Genomic DNA, 21982 nt, shown 5'->3' with positions numbered 1-21982 from the left:
AGGGGGACCTTGATGAGGCCCCCTTTCATTTAAGCATGGTCAGGAGATGAAAGGGTTCTTGGATTTTTCCTAATGAACAAGTAAATAAGCAATGCTGTAATTCCTTCTGCTACTGGGAAGGTCCACCAAATAGCCTGCGAGCCAAGTATCTTGGGTAGTATGATGAGAGTAGGGATAAATAAGATAATACTACGTAGTAACATAATTGTTGTAGCAATACGAATTTTTTCAATGGATTGAAAGAATTCTGCGAACACCATGTTGATCCCTAAAAATACATAGCCAATGGCAAAATAAACAAAGCCCTGTGCTGCCATACTGCGAATTTCAAATGAGCTATCTCCAAATAAAGCCATTAATTGAGAAGGGAAAAGAAGAGCTATAAGAGCTGTTGTTAATCCTAAAATAAATGCGGTAGCTAAACCGATTTTCAATAAAGCAGTTAATCTTTCAAGTAATCTTGCCCCGTGGTGATAGCTAACTAACGGTTGTAGAGCCATACCGACTCCAAGGAAAATAGTCAACAAGACAGTATGGATATAATTGACCATTGCATAGGCAGTAACGCCATTCGCACCTAAATAATGTAAAAATGTAACGTTATACAAAATAACGATAACTGCAACGGAAGCTTCAACAATAAAGCTAGGTAAACCTATAGCAAAAATTTTTTTCAAATCTGATAGATTTAAAAATGAAGTGACAAATTTTAACTCAGATTGAGGACGGAAAAAATGAAGACATAGCACAGACGTACCTATAATTGTAGCTATTGCTGTCGCTAAGGCACAGCCAGTCACACCATAATCTAGTACGAAGATGAAAACGTAATTTAAGAGTATATTCAAAGCCGATGTTGTAATTAAGCCCAGCATAGCCAATTTTGGGTTGCCATCATTCCGAATAAAAATACTTAATAAATTTTCAAGTGTGTAAAATATCCCAAAGAGCAAAATTACATGTAAATACTCCTGCACATACGGATACGTATCATCGCTCGCTCCGAATATATAAGAAATGTCCTTTAGATTTAACGCGAGAAATCCAATAATCGTTATCACAACCACTAGCATTGTAGAAAACGCCAATGTAAATAGTTGATGGGCACGTTGCTTATTGCCCTCTCCTAGAGAAATCGAGAAAAGAGTAGCTCCTCCCATGCCAATCCATAGAGAAATAGAAAGCAAAATAGAGAAAATAGGAACAGCTATATTAACTCCAGCTAAAGCTGTAGGTCCCACGCCATGACTAACGAAAATGCCATCTACCAATATATTGACGGACATTAAAAGCATCCCGATCATTGCAGGGAATAAGTATGATAAAAATAATGGTTTCAGTGGCTTTGTTTCAATTGGATTAATGGTTGTCATAACCATGCACCTCCAAAACCATCACTTTTTCCCCTTTATCATCTAGCTCACCATTAAATATAAAACCAAATTGTTTATACAGCTGGATAGCTACAGCGTTATTGTCATAAACACTTAAATATATCTGAAGACAGTTGAACTTTACTGTTAAATATTGAATAAGTTGCTGTAAAAAATGTTTTCCCAAACCTTGTCCTTGGTATTGTTCTGCAATTAGATAGCGATCAAGCCATACTCGTTGACTGTAATCATCATGAGGGAATAAGCCGTACATAGCGAAGCCTATAGCGGTGTTATCTTTATACAGACCTAAAGGCGTAAAGCGTCGATCCATTTCCGCCTCTGTTAAGCATTGTTCTGTAGATTCTATAAAATGTTGCTGATTGTCAGCGATGCGTAATGCTAAAATTTCTTTCTTGTTAAAAGCTGTAATGTCACGAATCTCCGTGAACATAATGTCAAAACCTTTCTATTTTTATTTTGAATAGGTACAATCTAAAGTATATAGTAACTATATAGTCAAGGGAGGGAACTCAAAAAATGCTTAATAAAAATGTAAAGTATTTTACAACTGGTGAATTTGCTAAATTATGTAAGGTGAATAAACAGACACTTATTTATTATGATCAAATTGGTTTATTATCTCCCATCATGAAAGATAGTAAGGATTATAGGTATTATTCACTTGCTCAATATGATTTTTTCGGTGTTATTGAATTATTAAAGGCAGTGGGGATGTCCTTAAAGGATATTCAGCATTATATGGCAGAGAAATCACCTGAAAATTTTTTAGAATTGATGCACCAACAAAAAGAGCATGTTGCGAAGAAGCGTAGAGAACTAGAAATGATTGAGAATATTATTGATGTCAAAATCAAAATGACAGAGGAAGCACTGCATCTAAATTTTAAGGATATCACGATTGAGTATTTTCCTGAAGATACATTATATTTGAGTAAAAATATTGAGAATTCTACAGAAGAGCAGTTTGTGAAGGCTGTATCTGACTTTATTGAGGAATTGGATCGCTCTCAATTAGATACGGGGTATCCCATTGGAGGGATAACAAGAAGAGAGCAAGTGTTGGCTGGGAATTACGATAACTATAGTTATTTGTATATTGAGCAGCCTCATCCAAGAGAAGGGCATCCTTATTTTAAGGCGATAGAGGGTGAATTTGTGATTGGTTATCATGTAGGCCCCTCCTCAAAACTTGGTGAGACATACACACGGCTATTTAATGTCATGCATGAAAAGGGCTATGAGCTAGGTCAGTATGTATACGAGGAATACATTTATGATGCCGTAATGAAAAATCGAGAAGAAGAGTATGTAACCAAAATTATGATGGAAGTAAAGAAAGTAAAATAATTCATTAAGACGTAATAGAAAAGAATGAATATAGCTGAGACATTTATCATATACGAAGGTTTAGATGGCAGTAAAATAATAGCATTTTGTCATTCTGTTTAAAGTTAGCCTAATCAGTAAATGATTTCCTGACGATAAATAAGAAGTATGACATCACATGAGCCTTATATGGAGGTTAGAGACAATGTGGATTGAGCGTTGGAATCATTTAGTAGAGCGATTGAAGCAGCAGGGAGCTTGTGTACATCCGATTGAAATGCGGCCAGTTGCTACCGAGCAAGAGTTACAGCAGGTTGAGGAAAGACTTGGTGTACAAATCCCTAATGGGTTTCGTCAACTGTTGCAAAATTGCTCAAAGCAAGTAAGTATTTATTGGTCATTACCAGATGAGGCGATACTTCCCACTGAATTGCTAGATACGCCTTCTGGTGAATTTGGCTGGAGCCTAAAAGCTCTAGACTTTCCTTACTTTGGAGAGAATGATGAATCGTATGAACAGCAATATTTACAATTTTTTACGGCCGGTAATGGAGATGCCCTTCTCCTTAAGCTTGACGACGAAACGGTTTGGTATTGGAGCCATGAAGAAGATGAGCTTGATTTGCTTGCTGCCAGCTTTCATTCGTACGTTGATAATATGACGGCTTTAGGCTGTATTGGCGTAGATTGCGGACAGCATCGTCAATTTTGTAGTGAAAATGGATTGGATATTGAATTGTATCGCTCACAATTATGGCTAACTTGGCTAGAACAATATTTAAGCTCTAATTTACAGCAGGCTCAATCCAGCTTAGCATCTTTACTTCATTATGTTTCCATGCATGGTGTCAAAAAAACAAGCGTGCAGGAGGCATTTTTGCATTTTGATGGCGTACAGGTGTATCAGGCTCTTCGACATAAGTTAGAGCGAGCTCAATCTCAATCAGAACAAAAGGCGTGGAGTGAAATTTTAGTCAAGATATGTCCGAGTGAGGCGGGAAATTGGGCGAGAGAACTTTGGCAAGGACAGAATGACGTACCTGACTGGCTGCGTGATTATGTAACAGTACATTGTTTGCCAGTTAATGAAGGACAATCTTTTATCTTAATGGATATCGAAAAAGATAGAATTGATGCCTATACTGCCCTATATCGTCTACGCCAATTTCACCATCCAAATATTATAGACTGGATGAGATCCTATGTCACGTTTCCTATTGATGGGTGGGATACACTTTTAGCTGAGTCACAACCAAGTGCAGAGACATTATACGAGTGGTTAAATGGCAACGAAGTAGAGAGGCTAACATCCATCCGAGCTGTTTGTCAGATGATGCAGCGGGGAATCACACCAACAACTATGATAGACGAAGAAAAATGGCGTCCTTTGCTGGCATATTGGGTTGAACATGAGGTGCTACGGAAAAACAAACAGCTGTTTAACCAAGCGCTTAGTTGTTTGGAAAATTGGTTATTAAAATGCTATATGCGACTAAGGAGAGAGTAGATTGAACCATTTTACGATATTTGCTTCCAAAAATGATACAGATGATATTCAGGATAAACTATCCGATGTATTGGCAAAAAGCTTCATTATTGAAAAAGATGATAACGAATATTTATTAAAATCAAGAGGTTTATTTAATAAATATAGATGCTCCATAAATATTTTAACTGAAGATACGCACCCTGATTATTTTGTAAAAAATATACCTGGGATGATGGGCTTTTACGATAAAATTCCATTTAAAGATGAACAGCTAAAAGAACGCATAATGATTCAAATATCAGTGCTCAATACTGTCGTTGCAATCGAAATGAACAAAGAGATGACAGAAGACCATATGCAGCAATTTATAAAATTACTAGCAAGCATAGGGGGGATTGGTTTCCTATCAGATGGTACTTTGCTGGATCAGAACGGTATGGTTATTGTTTATCCTAATGGAGAATCAGGTCCATCTGATTTTCAACCACATGCTTGTACAAGAAAGATACATGCACAAGAGGTCACATCAGCACAGGGAGAGGCACGAAAAATTAGAACGATAGCCTTTTTAAAAGAGAAGAACATACCTTATGCGGCATCGCTTCCTCAGCTACCACCAGTAGAAAATCTTCAATTTAAAAGCCAAGAGGATATTGCAAGAAGAGCAGTTGCCCTGTTGATTGTTATTCAATTCGCTTGTGATGTAGCACAGAAGGGTGATATTGAGGAGTCTAGAGAGTTCTTTACCAATATGCTACACACATATGAGGTGCATGAATTTTTAACGGAGCATGAAAAATTCTTTCTTGAGGCTCAGCATCCTGGTGCTCAAGAAGCGGTCAATATATCATGGCAATATGAAGCCTATTGGACACTTATTTGGGCATTGGGACTTGTGGAAGAGCTAAATTTCCCTGACGATGTATGTGATTGTGAATATGCAATTCAAGTAGTTTCTCGTTGCGAGACATTTGAGCAATTTTATGGTCAAACGGTACTGCGCAGTAAGGAAGATATAGTGGATGAGGCGGATAAAATTTACAGATTACATTGGGCTTGTGTAGATAGCCGCATCAATGGACAAGAAGCTCCTTTAGCATTAAATGAAAGTGTTGTGATGGAAAGACGGAGAGGCTTATTTTGGATGATTGGATATCAAGGCGAAGAATGGGATACTATATCGATGGATACTTAAAATAATAGCAAACTAGGAAATCTAGTTTGCTATTGTTTGTATTTTTTGAAAACCCCTTGCTATGCGAGGGGTTCCAAAGAGCTTCTAGCTATGGACAAGAAAAAAACCCCAGCCGTACAATGAAATCAGGTCTGGTCAACCGACTTCGTACGAAAGGGGCTCCAAATGGATAATAAAAGTTTAGCACACACGACATGGAATTGTAAGTATCACATCGTCTTTGCGCCAAAATATAGAAGGCAGATTATTTATGGACAAATCAAAGCAGATATAGGTAGAATTCTTCGCCAGTTATGTGAAAGAAAAGGAGTAGAAATCATTGAAGCTACAGCCTGTCCTGATCACATTCATATGTTGGTGAGTATTCCACCAAAAATAAGTGTTTCATCGTTTGTGGGTTATTTGAAAGGGAAGAGTAGTTTAATGATATTCGATCGGCATGCGAACCTGAAATACAAATATGGAAATAGGAAGTTTTGGTGTCGCGGATATTATGTAGATACAGTAGGACGAAACAGAAAAATCATACAGGAATATATAAAAAATCAATTGCGCGAGGATATTATTGAGGATCAAATGACCATGAAAGAATTCATTGATCCATTTACAGGAGAAGAAATACAAGCAAAAAAGCGAAAATAATAAAACCACTTTAGTGGTAGCGTGAAAACGGAGTGCGGTTGGCGGACCTTTCAGTGTGTCTTTAGACATGGGCCAGTACCCCAGCGTTTCACGCGTAGAGCAAACCACCAGTTAGACTGGTGGTTCTGATTTAATAAGAGAGATTATTTGATATAAGTTGGTTTATTCACCTGATCTATTAAAAGTATACCATCGTATTGTTCGCGCGGAACAAGACTTTCCTGTATCATTCCCCAACTATAGGATAAGCGTGGTTCAAACATCCATGAGTTGCCTCGTTCATTTTGTCGATTGCGTAAATCGATGAATGTGTAAGGTTTATTTGTTGAAGACAGAATATCTTCAATAGATCCTTTGACAGGAGGTAAAACAGGCATAGGTTCTCCCATATTATTAGCTGTCTCTCCACTAGTCATGTATAGACCTAATACATAGCTATATTTCTTATAGATATCAGGTAAACGTTCCCCCATTAATTTAACTGGGTAAGGAGATCCCATTACTTCCGATTGTGCTTTACGAATATGATCGTTATGAGCCCATACAATAAACTTTTCTGTTGGGTACACCTCTTCAGCTAACCAAAGTAAGTTCTCCATCATCGCTTGATCTCGCCATTCCATAGTTTGCAAAAATGATTCTATATTATTTTGTTCAATGTCGATATTGGACTGAATTGTTAACTCTATATATTCGTCTGCTAGTCGAATACGATCTGCTAGAGTGCGATCCATTAGTTTTACAATATGAGGCTCTTTTGGATAAGCTGCCTGTAGCTCTTTTTCTTTGAATTGTATTTGTGATTTTACTTGTTTATATACATCAATTATAGTAGCCTTTACTTTTTGATAGCCCTTCAAATCTTTTCCCGAGCTCCATTCAGCAAGTTGCTTCTCAGCTTCATTGAATTGCTGAGCCAACTTAGGGTTTTGCAGCCAATCTCCGTTCGTAAATGCTCCTTGCTGTTGAATATCGAAGCCAGTAAGTACAAGAGGTTGCTCTGTTGCTTGAGTCGATTTTGCATAGTCAAACAGAGGCAAAGTTTCTTTTGTCCACCAAACGCCGAAAATGGCATCCTTCATTGTTTGTAGAGCTGCTTGTTTATCAATTTGTCCTTGAGCATTCATCACATTACCCATACCACTTTCAAAGGCAAGGACATTATAGCCCATATCTTGATGTAAAAATTGTATTAAACGTGTTTTCGCTAGATTGAATTGCGCCACTCCATGAGAGCTTTCCCCTAAAAAGACAATACGTTTATCATGTAATAAAGGTTTTAGCATCTCTAAATCGTCAAATTTGTTAGCGGGAATTTTTTGTCCGTCAAACGTTTCAGGCTGGATGGATGACAGGCTGTATGCATGGTCATTCACCCATTTTTTCCAATCAAGTAATGTTTCATTAGAAGTCCTAGCTTGTTTGACAGCAGAATCGTTTTTAATAATCTGCTCATTTACAGGGACAGCAGCAGAGACATTTACTACTCCACTTACTGTCATTAAACTTGCCAGTGCAAAACTTAATAAAACCTTATGCTTCCTAGCTTTCCTCATTAATTATCAACCCTTCACTTTATATTGATACTAATTATAGAAAGGCAAGTTTAAAGTTTAGGAAGAATTTGTTTAAAATTAGTTTAAATTTAGTATGTAAAAAAGAAAAACACCTCCAATTGATGGAGATGTTGGAATGCTATTTATAGTGATACGTACTTGCTCTTACATGGTTACGTTGAATTTGGTTAAACCATGCACGATCCTTTTCTTCTTGTTTTAATGTCCCAACAATGGAGGAAGAGCAGCTCACGCAAATTTTAGCTTGCGTAATCTGTCCACATCGTTCGCATGGAGCCCCTAAATTAGGAAAAATGGAGTTCTTTAATTTTCCTGCTTTTACCCATTTGTAAAGCAGCTCAGGTGATACGCCTGTTAGAGCGACAATTTCTTCGTTTGTTAGGTAGCGATTATTTTTTCTTAATAAAAAATGATGTAGCTCTGAAAATATATCCTCTTCTCTCACATCAATTTTCTTTTGAAATAGCAACATAATTAATCATCTCCTCGTCCCATTAATTAATGATTTCATTAATTGTTATGGGTTGTTCGTCATATTTATAATTTTCCCAACGATTGCGTGCAAGCTTGCGATATTTTGGCGAAACATTTCGATCAGCGATTAAGCGTGAAAATCCTTTTTTTGCTTCAGGAATATCACCAAGTCGAAGGCTTAATTCAGCATGTAAAAACTGAATTCTCTCTCCACCTTCTTGATTAGAGGCAAAGGATTTACTATAAAAGTCTCTAGCTGCAAAAAGATAACGCTTTTCGGATTCTTCGTCCTTTTTTAATCGATAGAGCCAAGCAATTTTTAAAGCGAAATTCGCCATTAAAAGAGATTCTTCCATTGATGCACGGGATACTAAATAGGCGAGCTTAAAACTGATAATGGCATCATCAATTGTACGTTCCTGACAGATATCCATAGGTTTCTGGAGCTCTTTAATGTATAGTTCATCAATGAGTAGCATGAAAGGTCCATATGTCCGTGTCATAGATTTATGGTAGGCATAACCACAATGTGGACATACGGCAACTTCATATAGCAAAGGGTTTAGGCCATCGTAAACAGGCATGAAATCCGTCTGTTCTTCGATAATTTTATATCGATTAGGGCGAACTTTATAAGTTGTAAACTGCTTTTTGCAAAATTTACAATCCACACTACTTTCATAGTAGTAAATGTTAAATGCCATAAGAATCAACTCCTTTGCGTGCACTAAAATTTTATTTCTTTTGTTCTATTTATACGTAAGATTTTATCGTTCAATGTATTTAAGATATTATCTTTTATTTTAACAATTTTGTGTTCTTTGGTATACTCCTTTAGAATTATTAAATAAAAATATTCAAGGAAATTTTAGTTAAATATTATTATAAATACGCTTGTAATTGTTTTTATCGGTGGTGCAAAAGGAAGTTATATAGTTTGCTTAAAGTTTGTCAAAATACTTTCACATATTTCATGGGAGAAAAATTATAAATTAGTTCTAAATGACTATAAAGGAGGTGCTCAAAATGAAGTATAATATCGTGTTTTTTGATGTAGACGGCACATTGATTAATTACGAGGATGGCTGTGTGGAAGAAAGTACAAAACAAGCTATTCAGCTATTGCAAGAAAAAGGAATCCATCTTGTAGCGGCTACTGGAAGACCCTTATCTATGTGCTATGAGTTAAAAGCACTGGGGATTGAAACCTTTATTACTGCAAATGGGGCCTATGTGAAACATAAGGATCTTGTCATACATAAAACTCCGATTGCCAAAGAAATTGTCCACAATGTACAGGCTTTTGCACAGGAACAGCAGCATAGCCTAACATTTTTTACAGAGGAGTTATCCATGAATAGCATACAAAGTCCAGTAGCTTTAAGAGCGATGCAAGAAACTTTATCTTTAGGGGATTTTCCACTTATAAATGAAAAAATTGTAGATGAAGAGGTTTTTCTCATGTGTCTATATGTGGATGAGCTGGCTGAAAAAAGATATACTAGCCAATTTTCGAATATATTTTTACAGCGTTGGCATCCTTATATTGTGAATGTATTACAGCAGAATGTTTCGAAGTCTATAGCTATTAAAGCGGTGCTTCATCATTTCAATATTGACCCTAAGAATGCGATTGCCTTTGGGGATGGGGATAATGATGTTGACATGTTGGAATATGTAGGAGTAGGAATTGCCATGGGAAATGGTAGTAAAGCTCTAAAAAGTGTTGCGAATTTTGTTACAAAGACATCTACGGATGGCGGTATCAATTTTGCTTTACGTCAGCTTCAAGTCATTTAGAGCGCTGAGGTTACACTATATATAGCAGGTAGATTTTAATAAATTTTAGGTGGGATGATTTATGGCACATCACGTGCAGTCTCTAATTGAACATTACGGATACTTTGGAATTATCGTGATTCTAATTGGAGGTATTGTAGGGGTGCCACTTCCTGATGAGGTGTTTCTAACTTATGTAGGCTATAGTGTTTACCGAGAAAGTCTTGAACATATTCCTGCTTTAGTCAGTGCAATGATTGGTGCGGTTGGAGGCATTACCTTAAGCTACTATATTGGTTATCGTTTTGGCTTACCGTTATTGCAGAAATATGGCCCTAAAATTCATATTACAGAGCAAAAAATTGACTTTACGAAAAAGATGTTTACAAAAATAGGACCTACCCTATTATTAATTGGCTATTTTATCCCCGGGGTACGTCATTTGACAGCGTATATTGCGGCTATTAATAATTATCCTTATAGGAAGTTTGCGCTTTTTGCCTATACAGGGGCATTTATCTGGACGTTCACATTTATATCATTAGGAAAGATGCTTGAAGAGAAATGGCGATTTGTTGGATACTATCTGACTCATTATAGTATCTATCTTATCCTTTTATTTATTGTAGGGATGCTCATTGCTTACTTTTTATTCAAAAAAAGAAATGGACAAACATAAAAGTCGGTATACGCTATACCGACTTTTATGTTATGGCAAAATAGCAAATGAGCGCACAGGGAAGCCAGATGCTTTTTCTGGCTTAGGTACGATATTGAAGATGATAGCGCCTTTCGCAGGTAGCTTGTCTAAATTCGTCATTAGCTCAATTTGATAGGTGTCTTGGTCAAGCACAAAATATTCGCCATCTAGCTTGCCATTTTTACGAAAATCAGCAGCAGAGTCCGTATCGAAAGTTTCATGACCAATTGCGCTTACCTTGCGTTCTTTTAGTAAAAACTGTAAAGCTTCTAAACCCCAGCCAGGGATATGGTTATGTCCATCTGCATCCTTATTACTGAAAGCCTCTTTATCTGGCCAGCGCTTACTCCAATCTGTGCGTAATGCTACAAATGTTCCTGCTTCAATTTCTCCATGCTTGTCCTCAAAATCAAGAATATCTTCAACACTTAATGAAAAATCATGGTTGCTCGCAGCCTCTTGTGATTTATCAATAACAACAAGGGGAAGAACAAGCTCTTTTAGTTCTAATTCTTCTAAGTAGCGAGTATCTCGCACAAAATGAATGGGTGGGTCGATATGTGTGCCATATTGACCAGGGAACGTGAATTGTTGAGCGAAGAAACCGTCCTTATGAGAAAATAACGTTTCAAATTTAGCGTCCTCAAACATAAAAAAATGTGGTGAATTAGGGCCGAATGTATGTGTTAAGTCAACCCACTGTTTGGATTTTAATAATTGCAATGCTTGTAAAAGTTCATTAGACATCGATTTCCCTGCTTTCTGTAAAAATAGTTGTAAATAAAAAGGAGTCCCCTAATAGAAGAGGACTCCTGCTGCAACAACGGTAGTTCTTCTTCTCATCTTCAAGGCTGATCATTTTGCCAATTGGAATTAGCACCATACTGTTAGCTGGTTGCTGAGACTTCATCGGGCCAATCCCTCCGTCTCTCTTGATAAGAAAAGTAATATAAGAATTTTCAGAAATAACAATACAAACACTTTAGCATAGTTTTTTATAGTTTACAAGTTCACTAGGAATTTTCACCAATTCAAATTTAAGGTGACTCCACAACAATCATTATCAATAAGGCGTATTCTAAAACTGTCTGGTGTATAGTTTGTTTCAAATTTCATCGTAATGCCTGTTGATGTGATTAATTTTTCAACCTCTGTTTTATTTGAAAGTTGAGCAGCATTCATTAAATCATGTGCGAATTGTTGGGAGCTATCTATTTTATCCGTAAGTAATTGGGCTTGCTGCATCATCGCCTTTATCCGTGATGCTGAAGCTTTTAATTTGTGTGTATCGACAGGTGGAAAAGGATTATTGGTCGGCATTGCTAGATGTTGCGAAAAGGGTCTAATGGCAAAATGATTAGCGATAGGCGATGTTGGATAATGATAGGGATGCACAAAATACGGATAAGGATTGTAATACAAGGTTATTCCTCCTATCCTATAACTGATATTCTATCTTATGTAGCCAAACGGCTTTCGGTGTTATTAGCAGTGCAATGTTTGTCCTAATCATTTAAAAAGGAAGCTAAAGTAAGCTTCCTTTTAGCCAAGTACATTCAAGACATCATCAATTTTTTTACTATGTGATAAAATGCCATAATTCATCCATGTTAAAAAGTCTACTTCATAGACACAGTTGCTTTTAACGGCAGCTAGGTTTTTCCAAGTAGGAGTTTTTAAAATAGCACGTTCCTCATTTTCATAAATGGAATGTTGTTTATCAAAGGTAATAAATAAATGATCAGCATCTAATTGCAACAATTGAGCAAATGTCAGTTGTGCTTTACGTTGATTGTGCGGAATACTCCATACTAGTGAATGTGGCATTAAACCTAAGTCACGATATAAAATTGGGCCCGTATAGCCACATTCAGGACCCGCGTATAGAGTAATGCCAATGGCTGAAATACGGAGAAATGCTACACTTTGCCCATAAACAGATTTGCTAAGAATTCCTTTTGCTTGTTGTACTTTATCTTCATATTGTAGGATTACGTCTTGCATCAAGGAGGTTTTTCCTGTTAGATCTGCAATTTTAAATAAAGTAGATTGCCAATTCTCTCCAGGGTGTGAAAGATGGCAGACGGGGGCTACTTCATCTAAGTGCTGAAAGGATTCCCAACGCTCTACACCAGAATCTAACATAATTAAAGTTGGCTTATAGTTAAAGAGTCGATCCATTTCTCTATTTTGTACATCGATATCTGGCACTTTCTGTAGACCTAAATAGTCTTGTTTTCCCCATTTTGAATGACTAAATTGAGCAATTGGCGTAATCCCAAGCGCAACAAAGAAATCTTCTAAGAATGGTGCAAATACACGTATATGGCTGCTTTGATTTCTTCGATATTGTCCTGGAGAGATGCCAACATGTTCTTTAAAACGACGATTGAAATAATACTCATTATTAAATCCGACAGACAGGCTAATTTCAAATACTCGATCATTTGTTGTCATTAATAATTGCTTAGCTTTTTCAATACGAAGTTTATTTAAATAGTGAAGAGGAATTTGTCCCGTAATATCTTTAAAAATGCGCGTATAATTCCATCTTGGTACGTCAGCTAGCTGTGCTAGCTGCTCAACCGTCCACTCTTTTTCAAAATGTTTATGTAAATGGTTAATGGACTGCTCAACAGATTGTCGATCATTTTTTTGCATCTGCTTGGGTATGGTTTGATGTAAGAGTAATAACATCAGCTCTTGAAAGTGTACATGCTGTTCAAAAATCGTGTGTTCATCCTCCGCTAACCGGTTCTGATAGATGACTTCTAGCAGTCTATGACATTGTGAAAAGGGGAGAAGATGTCGTTCGCTGATACTTGTAAAATGACTATATGAATTCTGACTATTGCTGAGATTGACAATGTTGAATTGTAATTGATAAAAACAAAGGTGCTCACTTTGAATATGGATACTAACCGTGTTATTTGGCGGAATCAATATGCACTTTTCTTCACTAAAATGAATGATGTCATGATCTATTTCTAGCTTTCCGCTACCATTCATTACGATGAAAAGTGTATAGAAATCACTACTAATCAATAACTTTTTTGATGATTGAATTGAATAAGAGATATTTTGTAACGTATAAACATGTGTTAAGTTACCCATTGATAATTCACCCCTTTTTTGAATTGGCAGAACAACACAAAGAAAGCCCTCATTAAGAGCTTTCTTCATGTTGTTGAAAAAGATCATATGACTAGTAGAAAAAGTCCATTTAGCAAGGCAAGGGGTTGATTTCCGCTCCGCCAGCGTCCTTTCCAGGGGGCGTCTGATGAGCCGCTTCACTCACTTGCGTTCGCTCCAGGGTCTCACCTATGACGCTAAATCTCCTAGGAGTGACGCTGGCTCCACTCCAATCAACCATGCTGCTAACATGTCTTTTCTTCTTTCGAACTAGCAGTAGGGAACAAAAAAGTCTATTAAAGAGAGGATAGGCACTTATTTCAATGTGAAGAAGTGATGAGTGACAACACCTGTCCATTTTCTCCTTCACAAAAGTGCTATTGATTATTTTGTTTTTTAACACTAAGCCAAAGAAAGCCCTCGTTAAGAGCTTTCTTTGGAAAATTATTTGACGAACCATTTCTCTAGATCATCATACTTTAGCAAGTTGGCTGTGATTGCGCCAGATTGCCAATATGTGCGATCAGCAATATAAACATGCCCATTTTTTACAGCAGGGAGTGTTTTCCATAGTGTACTATCTAACCATTTAATGGCTTCTTGGTTTTCTTTAGACTCCCATGTTCCGTTTGAAGGGAAAAGGATGATATGATCCGCATCTAATTCCGTGATAGCCTCTTCTGATAAAACCTCGTGAAACTCTGTCATATCACGGGCTAATGGGTGTGGTGTTAAGCCTGTCTCTGTGTAAATATAGCCAGAGTAGCGATTTTTAATGCCAAATAACGCTAATGTATTATCTGCTACATTTAGTCGTACAACAGCAACTGTTTCGTCTCCAATTGATTCATCTAGTTTTGCTTTTAAATCGGAAACACGTTGCTCATATCGATCAACCATTTCTTTTGCTTTATCGGAAATATTTAAAACATCAGCTATTGTTTTTGCAATTTCACGTGGATCTTGTAGAATATCTTCTTTCAAGCGGTAAGTAGGCGCTACCTTTGAGTATTCATCATACTTTGCCTTGTCCGCGGCACCATCTACAATGATTAAATCAGGCTTGGCTTGTAATAATGTTTCCATGCTACCAGTAATGTCGAACTCAGGAACATCTAATCCTAAATAGTCCTGTTTTCCCCAAGATGGGTGATACCATTGCACAACGGGTTTTACATCCAAAGCAGTTAAATAGTCTTCCAAATAGATAGCAGCTACACGCTGTGGATTTGTAGGAATTTCTACTTTTCCAAACTCGTCTTCTACAATTCTTGTATCTTTAGATGATTGTTCTTCTGTAGCTGTATCCTCTTTTACTTCATTTGAGCCACAGGCACCTAATACGAATATAAGTGCAAAGAAAACTACAAATGAAAAATATCGACCTCTACGCATTTTATTCACTCCTATAGATTTACTAAAACAGTAATGGTATTCCCTCAAATTAGAATGATAATCATTCTCGTTTGTTTCAAGTAAATTATAGGATACTACATATCAACAAACAATACACATTCTCTACTACTTTTTTATACAAAATGAAATTCAGAGAGTTATTGTTTTTTGTTATCGAAAAGTAACCATAAAAGTGTAACAATTGCTGCTAGCATAACCATCAGGAATCCGTATATAGGCGTATGCGCCAACGATTGGTGGCGAATAATAAAGCCTCCGATATATGAGCCTAAAAATATGCCAATGTTGAAAGCAGAAATATTCAATGCTGAGGCCATTGAAATTGCTGATGGTATATATTTTTCAGATAGTAGAACAGCATATAGCTGCAATCCTGGGACATTCATAAACATGAACAATCCCATTGTCAGCACCATTATTAATCCCATAATAGGTGATTCAAGAGTAAAGCCAATGCCAAGCAATGCCAATGCAAGTCCAACAAAAATAATAAAGATGGAACGTAGTGGATTATGATTAGCAAAATGACCTCCAAGAGTATTACCGATAGCTACACAAATACCATAGACAACTAGAATAATGACGACTGTATGTGGGGAATACCCCATATATTGCTCTAAAATAGGTGAAACATATGTGTAGACAACAAAAGCACCGCCGTATCCAATTGCGGTAATGAATAGTATTAAGATCATTCGAATATTGCCTAATACTTTGCCAATATCACGGATAGAGATGGGATTGCCTTTCGATAATTGGCTAGGTACTAAAAATGCATTACTAATTAAACCGACAATTCCAATGACAACAATAAAAATGAATGACATACGCCAATCTGTTACTTGTCCAATAAATGTACCGAGTGGGACACCTGTTACAGTAGCTAATGTTAAGCCAGTAAACATAAAGGCGATAGCACTTGCTCGTTTATTTGGTTCCACTACATCTGCTGCTATAACAGAAGCGATGGACATAAACACACCATGTGCTAATGCTGAAATAATACGTCCGATTAATAGTAATGCGAAATTAGGAGCTAAAGCGACTGCTAGGTTACCCACTATAAAAATGGACATGACAAGCAATAATACGGTTTTTCGACTAAGGCGGGATGTTAAAGCTGTTAGTAAGGGAGCCCCAACAGTTACCCCTAGTGCATATATAGAAACGGTTAAGCCAGCTGTGCTAAGAGAAATACCAAAGTCATCTGTAATTAATGGTAAAAGTCCGACACTGATAAATTCAGTGGACCCTATACCAAATGCACTGATAGCAAGTGCTAGTAAGGTAAGTTTAGCATTTGGCTTTTTTGATTTTGACATTTTACTACTATCTCCTTTGATTTTTTTTATTATGTGTAGTAATATTCATACATACCAAAAAGATATGTAGAGTACTTTTAGTTACTTTTGGATATAACAGGAGGTTTACGATGCAAAAAGTTTATAATATTGGTGTTGAAGCTACACTAGAAGTTATTGGTGGTAAATGGAAACCAGTTATTCTTTGTCATTTAAACCACCATGGTAAAATTCGAACAAACGAATTTCGACGATTGATTCCAGGTATTTCACAAAAAATGCTCACAAACCAATTAAGGGAACTGGAGCAGGCTGGGTTAATCAATCGAAAGGTCTTCAATCAAGTACCACCAAAAGTTGAATATTCATTAACAGCCTATGGACAAGGAATGGAACCAATTCTGAACATGCTTTGTACGTGGGGTGAAAAACATGTTGAATTATTACAGGATAAAGGTGAAGATGTACTGTTAAAACAACGTGATGATGATATTGCCATGCAGCAAACATCATAATGAGGGGAGAAAGAGACTGTCATATACAAGACAGTCTCTTTCCTCTTTTTAATGCTTATAGAGCAAAGTCAAATTCATCTGGATTTGGTCCAACACGTTGTTCACGATTCATCTCATTGATTAATGCCATTTCTTCGTCTGTTAAAGTAAAGTCAAAGATATCAGCGTTTTGCATCATACGCTCTCTACGTACTGATTTTGGAATTGTAATCACTCCATTTTGTACATCCCAGCGTAAAATAACCTGAGCATTTGATTTTCCGTATTTTGTTGCGATTTTTGAAATTGTTTCATCTTCAAGAAGTCCACCTTGCATTAAAGGTGCCCATGCTTCAAGTTGAATTTGGTGCTTGTCACAGAATGAACGAAGCTCCACTTGTTGTAAGCGTGGGTGGAATTCCACTTGGTTCACAACAGGTTTAATATGAGCAAATGATAATAAGTTATCCAAGTGTGTCACAGTAAAGTTACATACACCGATTGCCTTGATCTTGCCTTGTTCATATAGGTCTTCAAGTGCTTTCCACGATTCAGCATATTTATCTTTACCAGGCCAATGAATTAGATAAAGGTCTAAATAATCTAATCCTAATTTTTGTAGGCTCTCTTCATAAGCTGCAATTGTTTCATCATAGCTTAAACCATCGTTCCATACTTTAGATGTGATAAATAAATCTTCACGACGTAAGCCAGTAGATGCTAGAGCTTGTTTAATACCTTCTCCTACACCTGCTTCATTGCCATAAATAGCAGCAGTATCGATGCTTCGATAGCCAACCTCGATAGCATTTTTAACCATTTCTGCAGTAGCGTCATTTTCTACTTGAAAAACCCCTAAACCCATACCAGGCATTTGTAGGCCATTATTTAAAGTGATTGTATCTTGTAAATGAGTAATCATTTTTAGTCCTCCATGTTTTGTGATTATTGGATTGCTTACTCATTATGCTGCTAATAAACTCTCAAAAAAAGTACGTACTTTTTTGTGTCATAGAAACGTAGAGGTAACTTTTGTGAGCTGGCAATGATTAGAGGAATAAAAATATTTATTGATGATGAACGATTAAATAAAAATGTCACACCTGATTGGTCTTAACTACTCGATATTTTTCTTGCGGTAATAAAAGGAAATATACGTTCGGTAGAGAATTAAAGTAGTAATACTTTAAAAAGGGGATTTTGAAGATGAATCGTTTAAATTTAATTACATTAGGTGTTAAAGATATGGTGGAATCTCTAAATTTTTATCGAGAGGGACTGGGTTTTGAAGTGGTGGTATACGGAGAGGAGACGAATCCCGATGTCATGTTCTTTAATAATGGAGGAACAAAAATATCGTTATTTCCAATTGAACGTTTAGTCAAAGATATTAATGAATCCAATCCACCAGAAATTAGCCAAGGCTTTGGTGGAATCACGCTTGCCTATAATGGTAAATCAAAAGAAGAAGTAGATCGAGTCTTTGCATTAGCAAAAAAGGCGGGTGCAAAAATTATTAAGGAGCCCGTAACTGTATTTTGGGGTGGCTATAGTGGATATTTTCAAGATCCAAATGGCTACTATTGGGAAGTTGCCTATGGCGACATGTGGCAGTTTGATGAGAATGATATGCTGATTATTCAATAACTGTTCAAAAAGAGAGCAAACTAACGTTTCTGATTTGTTCTCTTTTTTATTAATCGTTAACAATAATACTTCCTCATTAAATCCACAAAGTTTTGAGCGGCTTTAGATAAATAATGATTCTTCAGCCATACGAGTCCTACTGAGGTGGATAATTCTGCTGATGGAATTTTGTATGCATGAAGTGGTAAATCTCCATATTGCTTTAAAATAGTTTCAGGTACGATAGAGGAGCTAAAGCCAGCAGCGATCAAGTTCATTAACAGTGCCGTATCTGAGCATTCTCCAACAATGTGGGACTGCAACTGGAAGCGAGAAAATGCTTCTAATATCGAATAATGTACGCCTAAGCCTTCAGTGCTTGGTAAAAGGATTGGCCAATTTTGTATGTCAGCTAAAGATACATCGTGTTCTAAGAAGTCGAATTTTTTGGATTGTATAAAGTAAAATGGTTCAGTGTACATATGAAGAACAGAGAAATCATCTAATTCTAAAGGTAAGCGAATGATGGCAAGTTCTACAATACGGTCCCTTACTAATTTACATAGATAAGAAGATTCGTTTTGTTGAATTTTATAAGTCACCTTTGGATAATATTGTTGAAATTGTTGTAGTAATTGAGGTAGCTCAATTACTGAAAATGTATTAATGCCCAATGTCAATCGACCATGAAGGCCTAATCCAATATCCTTAACCTCTGCTTCTGCCTCTTCCATTAATTGTGCAACCTGCAACGCATATTTATATAATGTCTTTCCCGCTTCAGTTACTTCAAAATACTTGCCGCTCCTTTCTACCAACTTTGAACCGAGTTCTTCCTCCATCGTTTTTAAATGCTGACTTAATGGTGGTTGAGAAATATGTAACCTTTCAGCCGCAGCAGAAATCTTTTTTTCCTCCACAATTGCTATAAAATAGCGTAGTTGTCTTATATCCAAACATAAACCCCCCTCTATTATAGGTAAAACCTAAGTAAATTATATTTCTCTAATATTTTTAATATAGTTAGGGCCATGTTAGCATATTTATCAAAGAAAAAAGAAGTAAAGTTTCTTTTTTCGAGCACCTAAATGTGAAGCGAGCAACGTCGATGAAAAAATAATTCAACTTAGGAGTATATGATTCTTGCATGCTTTGGGGCTTGCCTTGTAATACCGATTCCCTACACCTTTCTAAATGAATTTGAAGCAGTTGATAAAGTAGCAACGTATACTATAAAAGAGCAACTTTTATTAGTTGCTTTTTTCAATAAATCAACGTTTTTGAATTTCCTAAGAAAATAATTAACAGTTCCCCTATAATAACCATGTATGGAAATTATAAATTTCTAATTTTAGTTAAATGTATCAAGGAGGATGAACATTGATTCGTATATTGTACATAGAAGATGAAAAAGAAATCGGACAATGGGTAAGCAAGGAATTAACTGAACGAGGTTATGACGTGACATGGCTGGAATCAGGGGAGGGGCTTGAGCAACATATTAACTCAAAAGATATTGCTATATTGGATGTGATGCTACCTGGATTGGACGGTTTCTCCATAGGTAAAAGAATTAAACGGGAAAATAAAGACCTGCCAATTCTAATGTTATCAGCACGAACAGCTGTTGAAGATAAAATTGAAGGGCTGCATTTTGCTGATGATTACCTAACAAAGCCATTTCACCCTGATGAGCTCGTAGCAAGACTGGAAGTATTATTAAGAAGATATCAAAAAAGTGATGATGTACTGACATTGCAGCACCTTAAAATTGATACGAAAGATATGCAAATAATCAATACGATTGATGAAGAAGAAATTCTTTTGACAGGAAAACAATTTTATTTATTACAGTATTTTATTCGTCATTTAAATCAAATTTTAACGAAGGAACAACTCTATGAGGGTGTTTGGGGTGAGAGCTATATAGAAGGTGATAAAACACTCATGGTGCATATTCGTTACTTAAGAGAAAAAATAGAAATCAATCCTGCAAAGCCTATGATTATTGAAACAATCCGAGGCATTGGCTATAGGGTGAAACAATGAAATTTTTTCGATCATTATTAGCGAAATATATGCTCATTATTATATTAGCCATATCTATTGTGCAAATCTCCTATCTGGGTGTTGCTATTTTCGTATTAGGCATTACAAAGACAGGGACAGGAGATTTTTCAAGTGGAGTACTTGTAGAAAGTGACATTGAAGAGCAATGGCATGTACAGGCTAAAAATATGACCAATGCAACAGATGATGCGATTACGCAGTTATTTCAAAAGTGGCAAGAGCAATTTCCTACGGCTTCTATGTTTTGGGTAAGTGAAGAGGGGAACTTACTGACTACATGGAATGTGAAGGATCAGTTACCAGCAAAGTGGACACCAGCCTATACAACTCAATTTATAAAAGAACGTTATGGAGATGATCCATTTACTGTTATTGCCTTCTTAGGTGATGATATATCAAATGGCTTTATTGTATTAGAGATTCCAAGGGTAGCATTTAATCCTCCACTTATAAAGGTCTATGATAACTATGGTAACTTTTTATTTTTTGGTGTTATTGCAGTTATTTTATTTTTTATTGTAGTTTCGCTTTTATTTTTCAAGGGAATTCGAAAAAGACTATTACATCTGCAAGAGGCGATGGAAATACGTGATGTAGATGGTCTACCTATTGAAATTCAGGTGAAAAAACGAGATGAGATTGGGCAATTGGAGCATAGTTTTAACAGAATGGTTTGTGAACTGCGAGACAGTAAACAACGTCAACAGAAGGAAGAACAGCTAAGACGTGAACTGATTGCTAATTTATCACATGATTTACGGACACCTTTAACGAAGGTAAGAGCTCAATCCTATACAATTAGCAAAGAAGCGTTATCTGAGGAAGGGAAGCAGGCATTAAAGGCTATGGACACATCCATAGTGAATATTGATGCTTTAATTGAAAATTTGATGTCCTACACATTGCTTATGGCAAGTAAATATAAATTTGAACCGAAAGACATCAATGTTATCCGATTTGTAAGGGAACATCTAACGACATGGTATCCAGTTTTCGAGCGAGAAGGTTTTACAATCGATATTGAGCTACAGTCATTTGAACCTGTTGAATGGCGTGTTGATCCATTATGGTTAGGGAGAATATTTGATAATATTTTCCAAAACGTACTGCGCCACGCGAATAGTGGTAAATATATAAGTGTCAAAACCGAATCGACGGAGTGTTATACAGCATTTATTGTTGAGGATCATGGTCAAGGGATGAAAAATGAGTCGAATGCAAAGGGCGCCGGAATCGGCTTGTCAATTGTTGATGTCATGATAAAGGGCATGCATCTTGAATGGGATATCCATTCCGATCACTCTGGTACTAAAATTATCATAAAAAAATCTGCGAAGCGGGAGAAATAAATGCTTCGCAGATTT

General features: G+C 36.5%; 22 protein-coding genes and 1 riboswitch. Of the genes, 10 read left to right on the top strand and 12 right to left on the bottom strand.

Annotated elements, in window-relative coordinates:
• Positions 1-29 precede the first annotated feature (29 nt).
• Complete coding sequence (locus tag HXV90_RS21770; protein ID WP_257961854.1) at positions 30-1373, bottom strand: MATE family efflux transporter; 1344 nt, start codon at positions 1371-1373, stop codon at positions 30-32.
• On the bottom strand, positions 1360-1827 hold the full coding sequence (locus tag HXV90_RS21765) for a GNAT family N-acetyltransferase (RefSeq protein ID WP_112116834.1): 468 nt from the start codon (positions 1825-1827) through the stop codon (positions 1360-1362). The genes HXV90_RS21770 and HXV90_RS21765 overlap by 14 nt, the downstream gene beginning before the upstream one ends.
• Before the next feature lie 86 nt (positions 1828-1913).
• Between HXV90_RS21765 and HXV90_RS21760 the strand changes: the two genes are divergently transcribed.
• The 4 genes from HXV90_RS21760 to tnpA all read left to right on the top strand — a co-directional run bounded on the left by HXV90_RS21760 (position 1914) and on the right by tnpA (position 6049).
• Positions 1914-2744 carry a MerR family transcriptional regulator gene (locus tag HXV90_RS21760; protein ID WP_009370580.1) on the top strand — a complete coding sequence of 277 codons (831 nt, stop codon included), beginning with the start codon at positions 1914-1916 and terminating at the stop codon, positions 2742-2744.
• A 184-nt stretch (positions 2745-2928) separates the two neighbouring features.
• The gene (locus tag HXV90_RS21755) at positions 2929-4230 is read left to right on the top strand and encodes an SMI1/KNR4 family protein (protein WP_269897995.1); all 1302 of its coding nucleotides are present in this window, start codon (positions 2929-2931) and stop codon (positions 4228-4230) included.
• A gap of 1 nt (position 4231) precedes the next feature.
• Positions 4232-5407 (top strand): DUF4272 domain-containing protein, encoded by a 1176-nt coding sequence (locus tag HXV90_RS21750; protein WP_066037942.1) that lies wholly within the window; start codon positions 4232-4234, stop codon positions 5405-5407.
• Between the two features lie 165 nt (positions 5408-5572).
• Positions 5573-6049 carry an IS200/IS605 family transposase gene (gene tnpA / locus HXV90_RS21745; RefSeq protein WP_269897994.1) on the top strand — a complete coding sequence of 159 codons (477 nt, stop codon included), beginning with the start codon at positions 5573-5575 and terminating at the stop codon, positions 6047-6049.
• A 143-nt stretch (positions 6050-6192) separates the two neighbouring features.
• Here tnpA and HXV90_RS21740 read toward each other — a convergent pair whose 3' ends face one another.
• From HXV90_RS21740 to HXV90_RS21730, 3 genes are all read right to left on the bottom strand, one after another.
• Positions 6193-7605: an erythromycin esterase family protein gene (locus HXV90_RS21740; RefSeq protein ID WP_269897993.1), complete on the bottom strand. Its 1413-nt coding sequence runs from the start codon at positions 7603-7605 to the stop codon at positions 6193-6195.
• Positions 7606-7744: 139 nt separating this feature from the next.
• Positions 7745-8098 (bottom strand): hypothetical protein, encoded by a 354-nt coding sequence (locus HXV90_RS21735; RefSeq protein ID WP_269897992.1) that lies wholly within the window; start codon positions 8096-8098, stop codon positions 7745-7747.
• A 22-nt stretch (positions 8099-8120) separates the two neighbouring features.
• A complete protein-coding gene (locus HXV90_RS21730; RefSeq protein ID WP_016993422.1) occupies positions 8121-8804 on the bottom strand; it encodes a DUF2225 domain-containing protein in 684 nt (227 codons plus the stop codon).
• A 322-nt stretch (positions 8805-9126) separates the two neighbouring features.
• Between HXV90_RS21730 and HXV90_RS21725 the strand changes: the two genes are divergently transcribed.
• Positions 9127-9900 carry a Cof-type HAD-IIB family hydrolase gene (locus HXV90_RS21725; RefSeq protein ID WP_269897991.1) on the top strand — a complete coding sequence of 258 codons (774 nt, stop codon included), beginning with the start codon at positions 9127-9129 and terminating at the stop codon, positions 9898-9900.
• A 61-nt stretch (positions 9901-9961) separates the two neighbouring features.
• Entirely contained in the window at positions 9962-10558 is a 597-nt protein-coding gene (locus HXV90_RS21720) for a DedA family protein (protein WP_269897990.1), read from the top strand.
• 30 nt (positions 10559-10588) lie between these two features.
• Here HXV90_RS21720 and HXV90_RS21715 read toward each other — a convergent pair whose 3' ends face one another.
• From HXV90_RS21715 to HXV90_RS21695, 5 genes are all read right to left on the bottom strand, one after another.
• Entirely contained in the window at positions 10589-11326 is a 738-nt protein-coding gene (locus tag HXV90_RS21715; RefSeq protein ID WP_048394025.1) for a cyclase family protein, read from the bottom strand.
• Between the two features lie 89 nt (positions 11327-11415).
• Positions 11416-11521: riboswitch (SAM riboswitch) on the bottom strand.
• An 81-nt stretch (positions 11522-11602) separates the two neighbouring features.
• Positions 11603-12001 (bottom strand): YuzC family spore coat inner layer protein, encoded by a 399-nt coding sequence (locus tag HXV90_RS21710; RefSeq protein ID WP_016993417.1) that lies wholly within the window; start codon positions 11999-12001, stop codon positions 11603-11605.
• 120 nt (positions 12002-12121) lie between these two features.
• Positions 12122-13693, bottom strand: a complete 1572-nt coding sequence (locus HXV90_RS21705) for a helix-turn-helix domain-containing protein (protein WP_269897989.1) — start codon at positions 13691-13693, stop codon at positions 12122-12124.
• Positions 13694-14155: 462 nt separating this feature from the next.
• Complete coding sequence (locus HXV90_RS21700; protein ID WP_115673123.1) at positions 14156-15106, bottom strand: ABC transporter substrate-binding protein; 951 nt, start codon at positions 15104-15106, stop codon at positions 14156-14158.
• A 158-nt stretch (positions 15107-15264) separates the two neighbouring features.
• Positions 15265-16449, bottom strand: coding sequence for an MFS transporter (locus HXV90_RS21695; protein ID WP_054549682.1), 1185 nt, complete (start codon positions 16447-16449; stop codon positions 15265-15267).
• 110 nt (positions 16450-16559) lie between these two features.
• Between HXV90_RS21695 and HXV90_RS21690 the strand changes: the two genes are divergently transcribed.
• Positions 16560-16943 carry a winged helix-turn-helix transcriptional regulator gene (locus tag HXV90_RS21690; protein ID WP_016992625.1) on the top strand — a complete coding sequence of 128 codons (384 nt, stop codon included), beginning with the start codon at positions 16560-16562 and terminating at the stop codon, positions 16941-16943.
• Between the two features lie 55 nt (positions 16944-16998).
• Here HXV90_RS21690 and HXV90_RS21685 read toward each other — a convergent pair whose 3' ends face one another.
• On the bottom strand, positions 16999-17844 hold the full coding sequence (locus tag HXV90_RS21685) for an aldo/keto reductase (protein WP_269897988.1): 846 nt from the start codon (positions 17842-17844) through the stop codon (positions 16999-17001).
• Positions 17845-18128: 284 nt separating this feature from the next.
• Between HXV90_RS21685 and HXV90_RS21680 the strand changes: the two genes are divergently transcribed.
• The gene (locus HXV90_RS21680; protein WP_269897987.1) at positions 18129-18569 is read left to right on the top strand and encodes a VOC family protein; all 441 of its coding nucleotides are present in this window, start codon (positions 18129-18131) and stop codon (positions 18567-18569) included.
• Positions 18570-18625: 56 nt separating this feature from the next.
• On the opposite strand, the gene HXV90_RS21675 is transcribed toward HXV90_RS21680, so the two are convergent.
• Positions 18626-19504 (bottom strand): LysR family transcriptional regulator, encoded by an 879-nt coding sequence (locus tag HXV90_RS21675; RefSeq protein WP_269897986.1) that lies wholly within the window; start codon positions 19502-19504, stop codon positions 18626-18628.
• A gap of 424 nt (positions 19505-19928) precedes the next feature.
• Between HXV90_RS21675 and HXV90_RS21670 the strand changes: the two genes are divergently transcribed.
• On the top strand, positions 19929-20597 hold the full coding sequence (locus tag HXV90_RS21670; protein WP_016992630.1) for a response regulator transcription factor: 669 nt from the start codon (positions 19929-19931) through the stop codon (positions 20595-20597).
• On the top strand, positions 20594-21967 hold the full coding sequence (locus HXV90_RS21665) for a sensor histidine kinase (RefSeq protein ID WP_269897985.1): 1374 nt from the start codon (positions 20594-20596) through the stop codon (positions 21965-21967). Before HXV90_RS21670 ends, HXV90_RS21665 begins: the two co-directional genes overlap by 4 nt.
• Positions 21968-21982: the final 15 nt, after the last annotated feature.

The organism is Lysinibacillus sp. JK80 (assembly GCF_027557635.1).
GTDB lineage: Bacteria > Bacillota > Bacilli > Bacillales_A > Planococcaceae > Lysinibacillus > Lysinibacillus capsici.
Note: the sequence above shows the minus strand (reverse complement) of the source record. Positions and strands in the feature narration are given on the sequence as shown.

Coding starts and splice junctions, on each gene's coding strand:
- HXV90_RS21770 (WP_257961854.1), bottom strand. CDS start 1,373: ATGACAACCATTAATCCAATTGAAACAAAGCCACTGAAACCATTATTT.
- HXV90_RS21765 (WP_112116834.1), bottom strand. CDS start 1,827: ATGTTCACGGAGATTCGTGACATTACAGCTTTTAACAAGAAAGAAATT.
- HXV90_RS21760 (WP_009370580.1), top strand. CDS start 1,914: ATGCTTAATAAAAATGTAAAGTATTTTACAACTGGTGAATTTGCTAAA.
- HXV90_RS21755 (WP_269897995.1), top strand. CDS start 2,929: ATGTGGATTGAGCGTTGGAATCATTTAGTAGAGCGATTGAAGCAGCAG.
- tnpA (WP_269897994.1), top strand. CDS start 5,573: ATGGATAATAAAAGTTTAGCACACACGACATGGAATTGTAAGTATCAC.
- HXV90_RS21740 (WP_269897993.1), bottom strand. CDS start 7,605: ATGAGGAAAGCTAGGAAGCATAAGGTTTTATTAAGTTTTGCACTGGCA.
- HXV90_RS21735 (WP_269897992.1), bottom strand. CDS start 8,098: ATGTTGCTATTTCAAAAGAAAATTGATGTGAGAGAAGAGGATATATTT.
- HXV90_RS21730 (WP_016993422.1), bottom strand. CDS start 8,804: ATGGCATTTAACATTTACTACTATGAAAGTAGTGTGGATTGTAAATTT.
- HXV90_RS21725 (WP_269897991.1), top strand. CDS start 9,127: ATGAAGTATAATATCGTGTTTTTTGATGTAGACGGCACATTGATTAAT.
- HXV90_RS21720 (WP_269897990.1), top strand. CDS start 9,962: ATGGCACATCACGTGCAGTCTCTAATTGAACATTACGGATACTTTGGA.
- HXV90_RS21715 (WP_048394025.1), bottom strand. CDS start 11,326: ATGTCTAATGAACTTTTACAAGCATTGCAATTATTAAAATCCAAACAG.
- HXV90_RS21705 (WP_269897989.1), bottom strand. CDS start 13,693: ATGGGTAACTTAACACATGTTTATACGTTACAAAATATCTCTTATTCA.
- HXV90_RS21700 (WP_115673123.1), bottom strand. CDS start 15,106: ATGCGTAGAGGTCGATATTTTTCATTTGTAGTTTTCTTTGCACTTATA.
- HXV90_RS21695 (WP_054549682.1), bottom strand. CDS start 16,449: ATGTCAAAATCAAAAAAGCCAAATGCTAAACTTACCTTACTAGCACTT.
- HXV90_RS21690 (WP_016992625.1), top strand. CDS start 16,560: ATGCAAAAAGTTTATAATATTGGTGTTGAAGCTACACTAGAAGTTATT.
- HXV90_RS21685 (WP_269897988.1), bottom strand. CDS start 17,844: ATGATTACTCATTTACAAGATACAATCACTTTAAATAATGGCCTACAA.
- HXV90_RS21680 (WP_269897987.1), top strand. CDS start 18,129: ATGAATCGTTTAAATTTAATTACATTAGGTGTTAAAGATATGGTGGAA.
- HXV90_RS21665 (WP_269897985.1), top strand. CDS start 20,594: ATGAAATTTTTTCGATCATTATTAGCGAAATATATGCTCATTATTATA.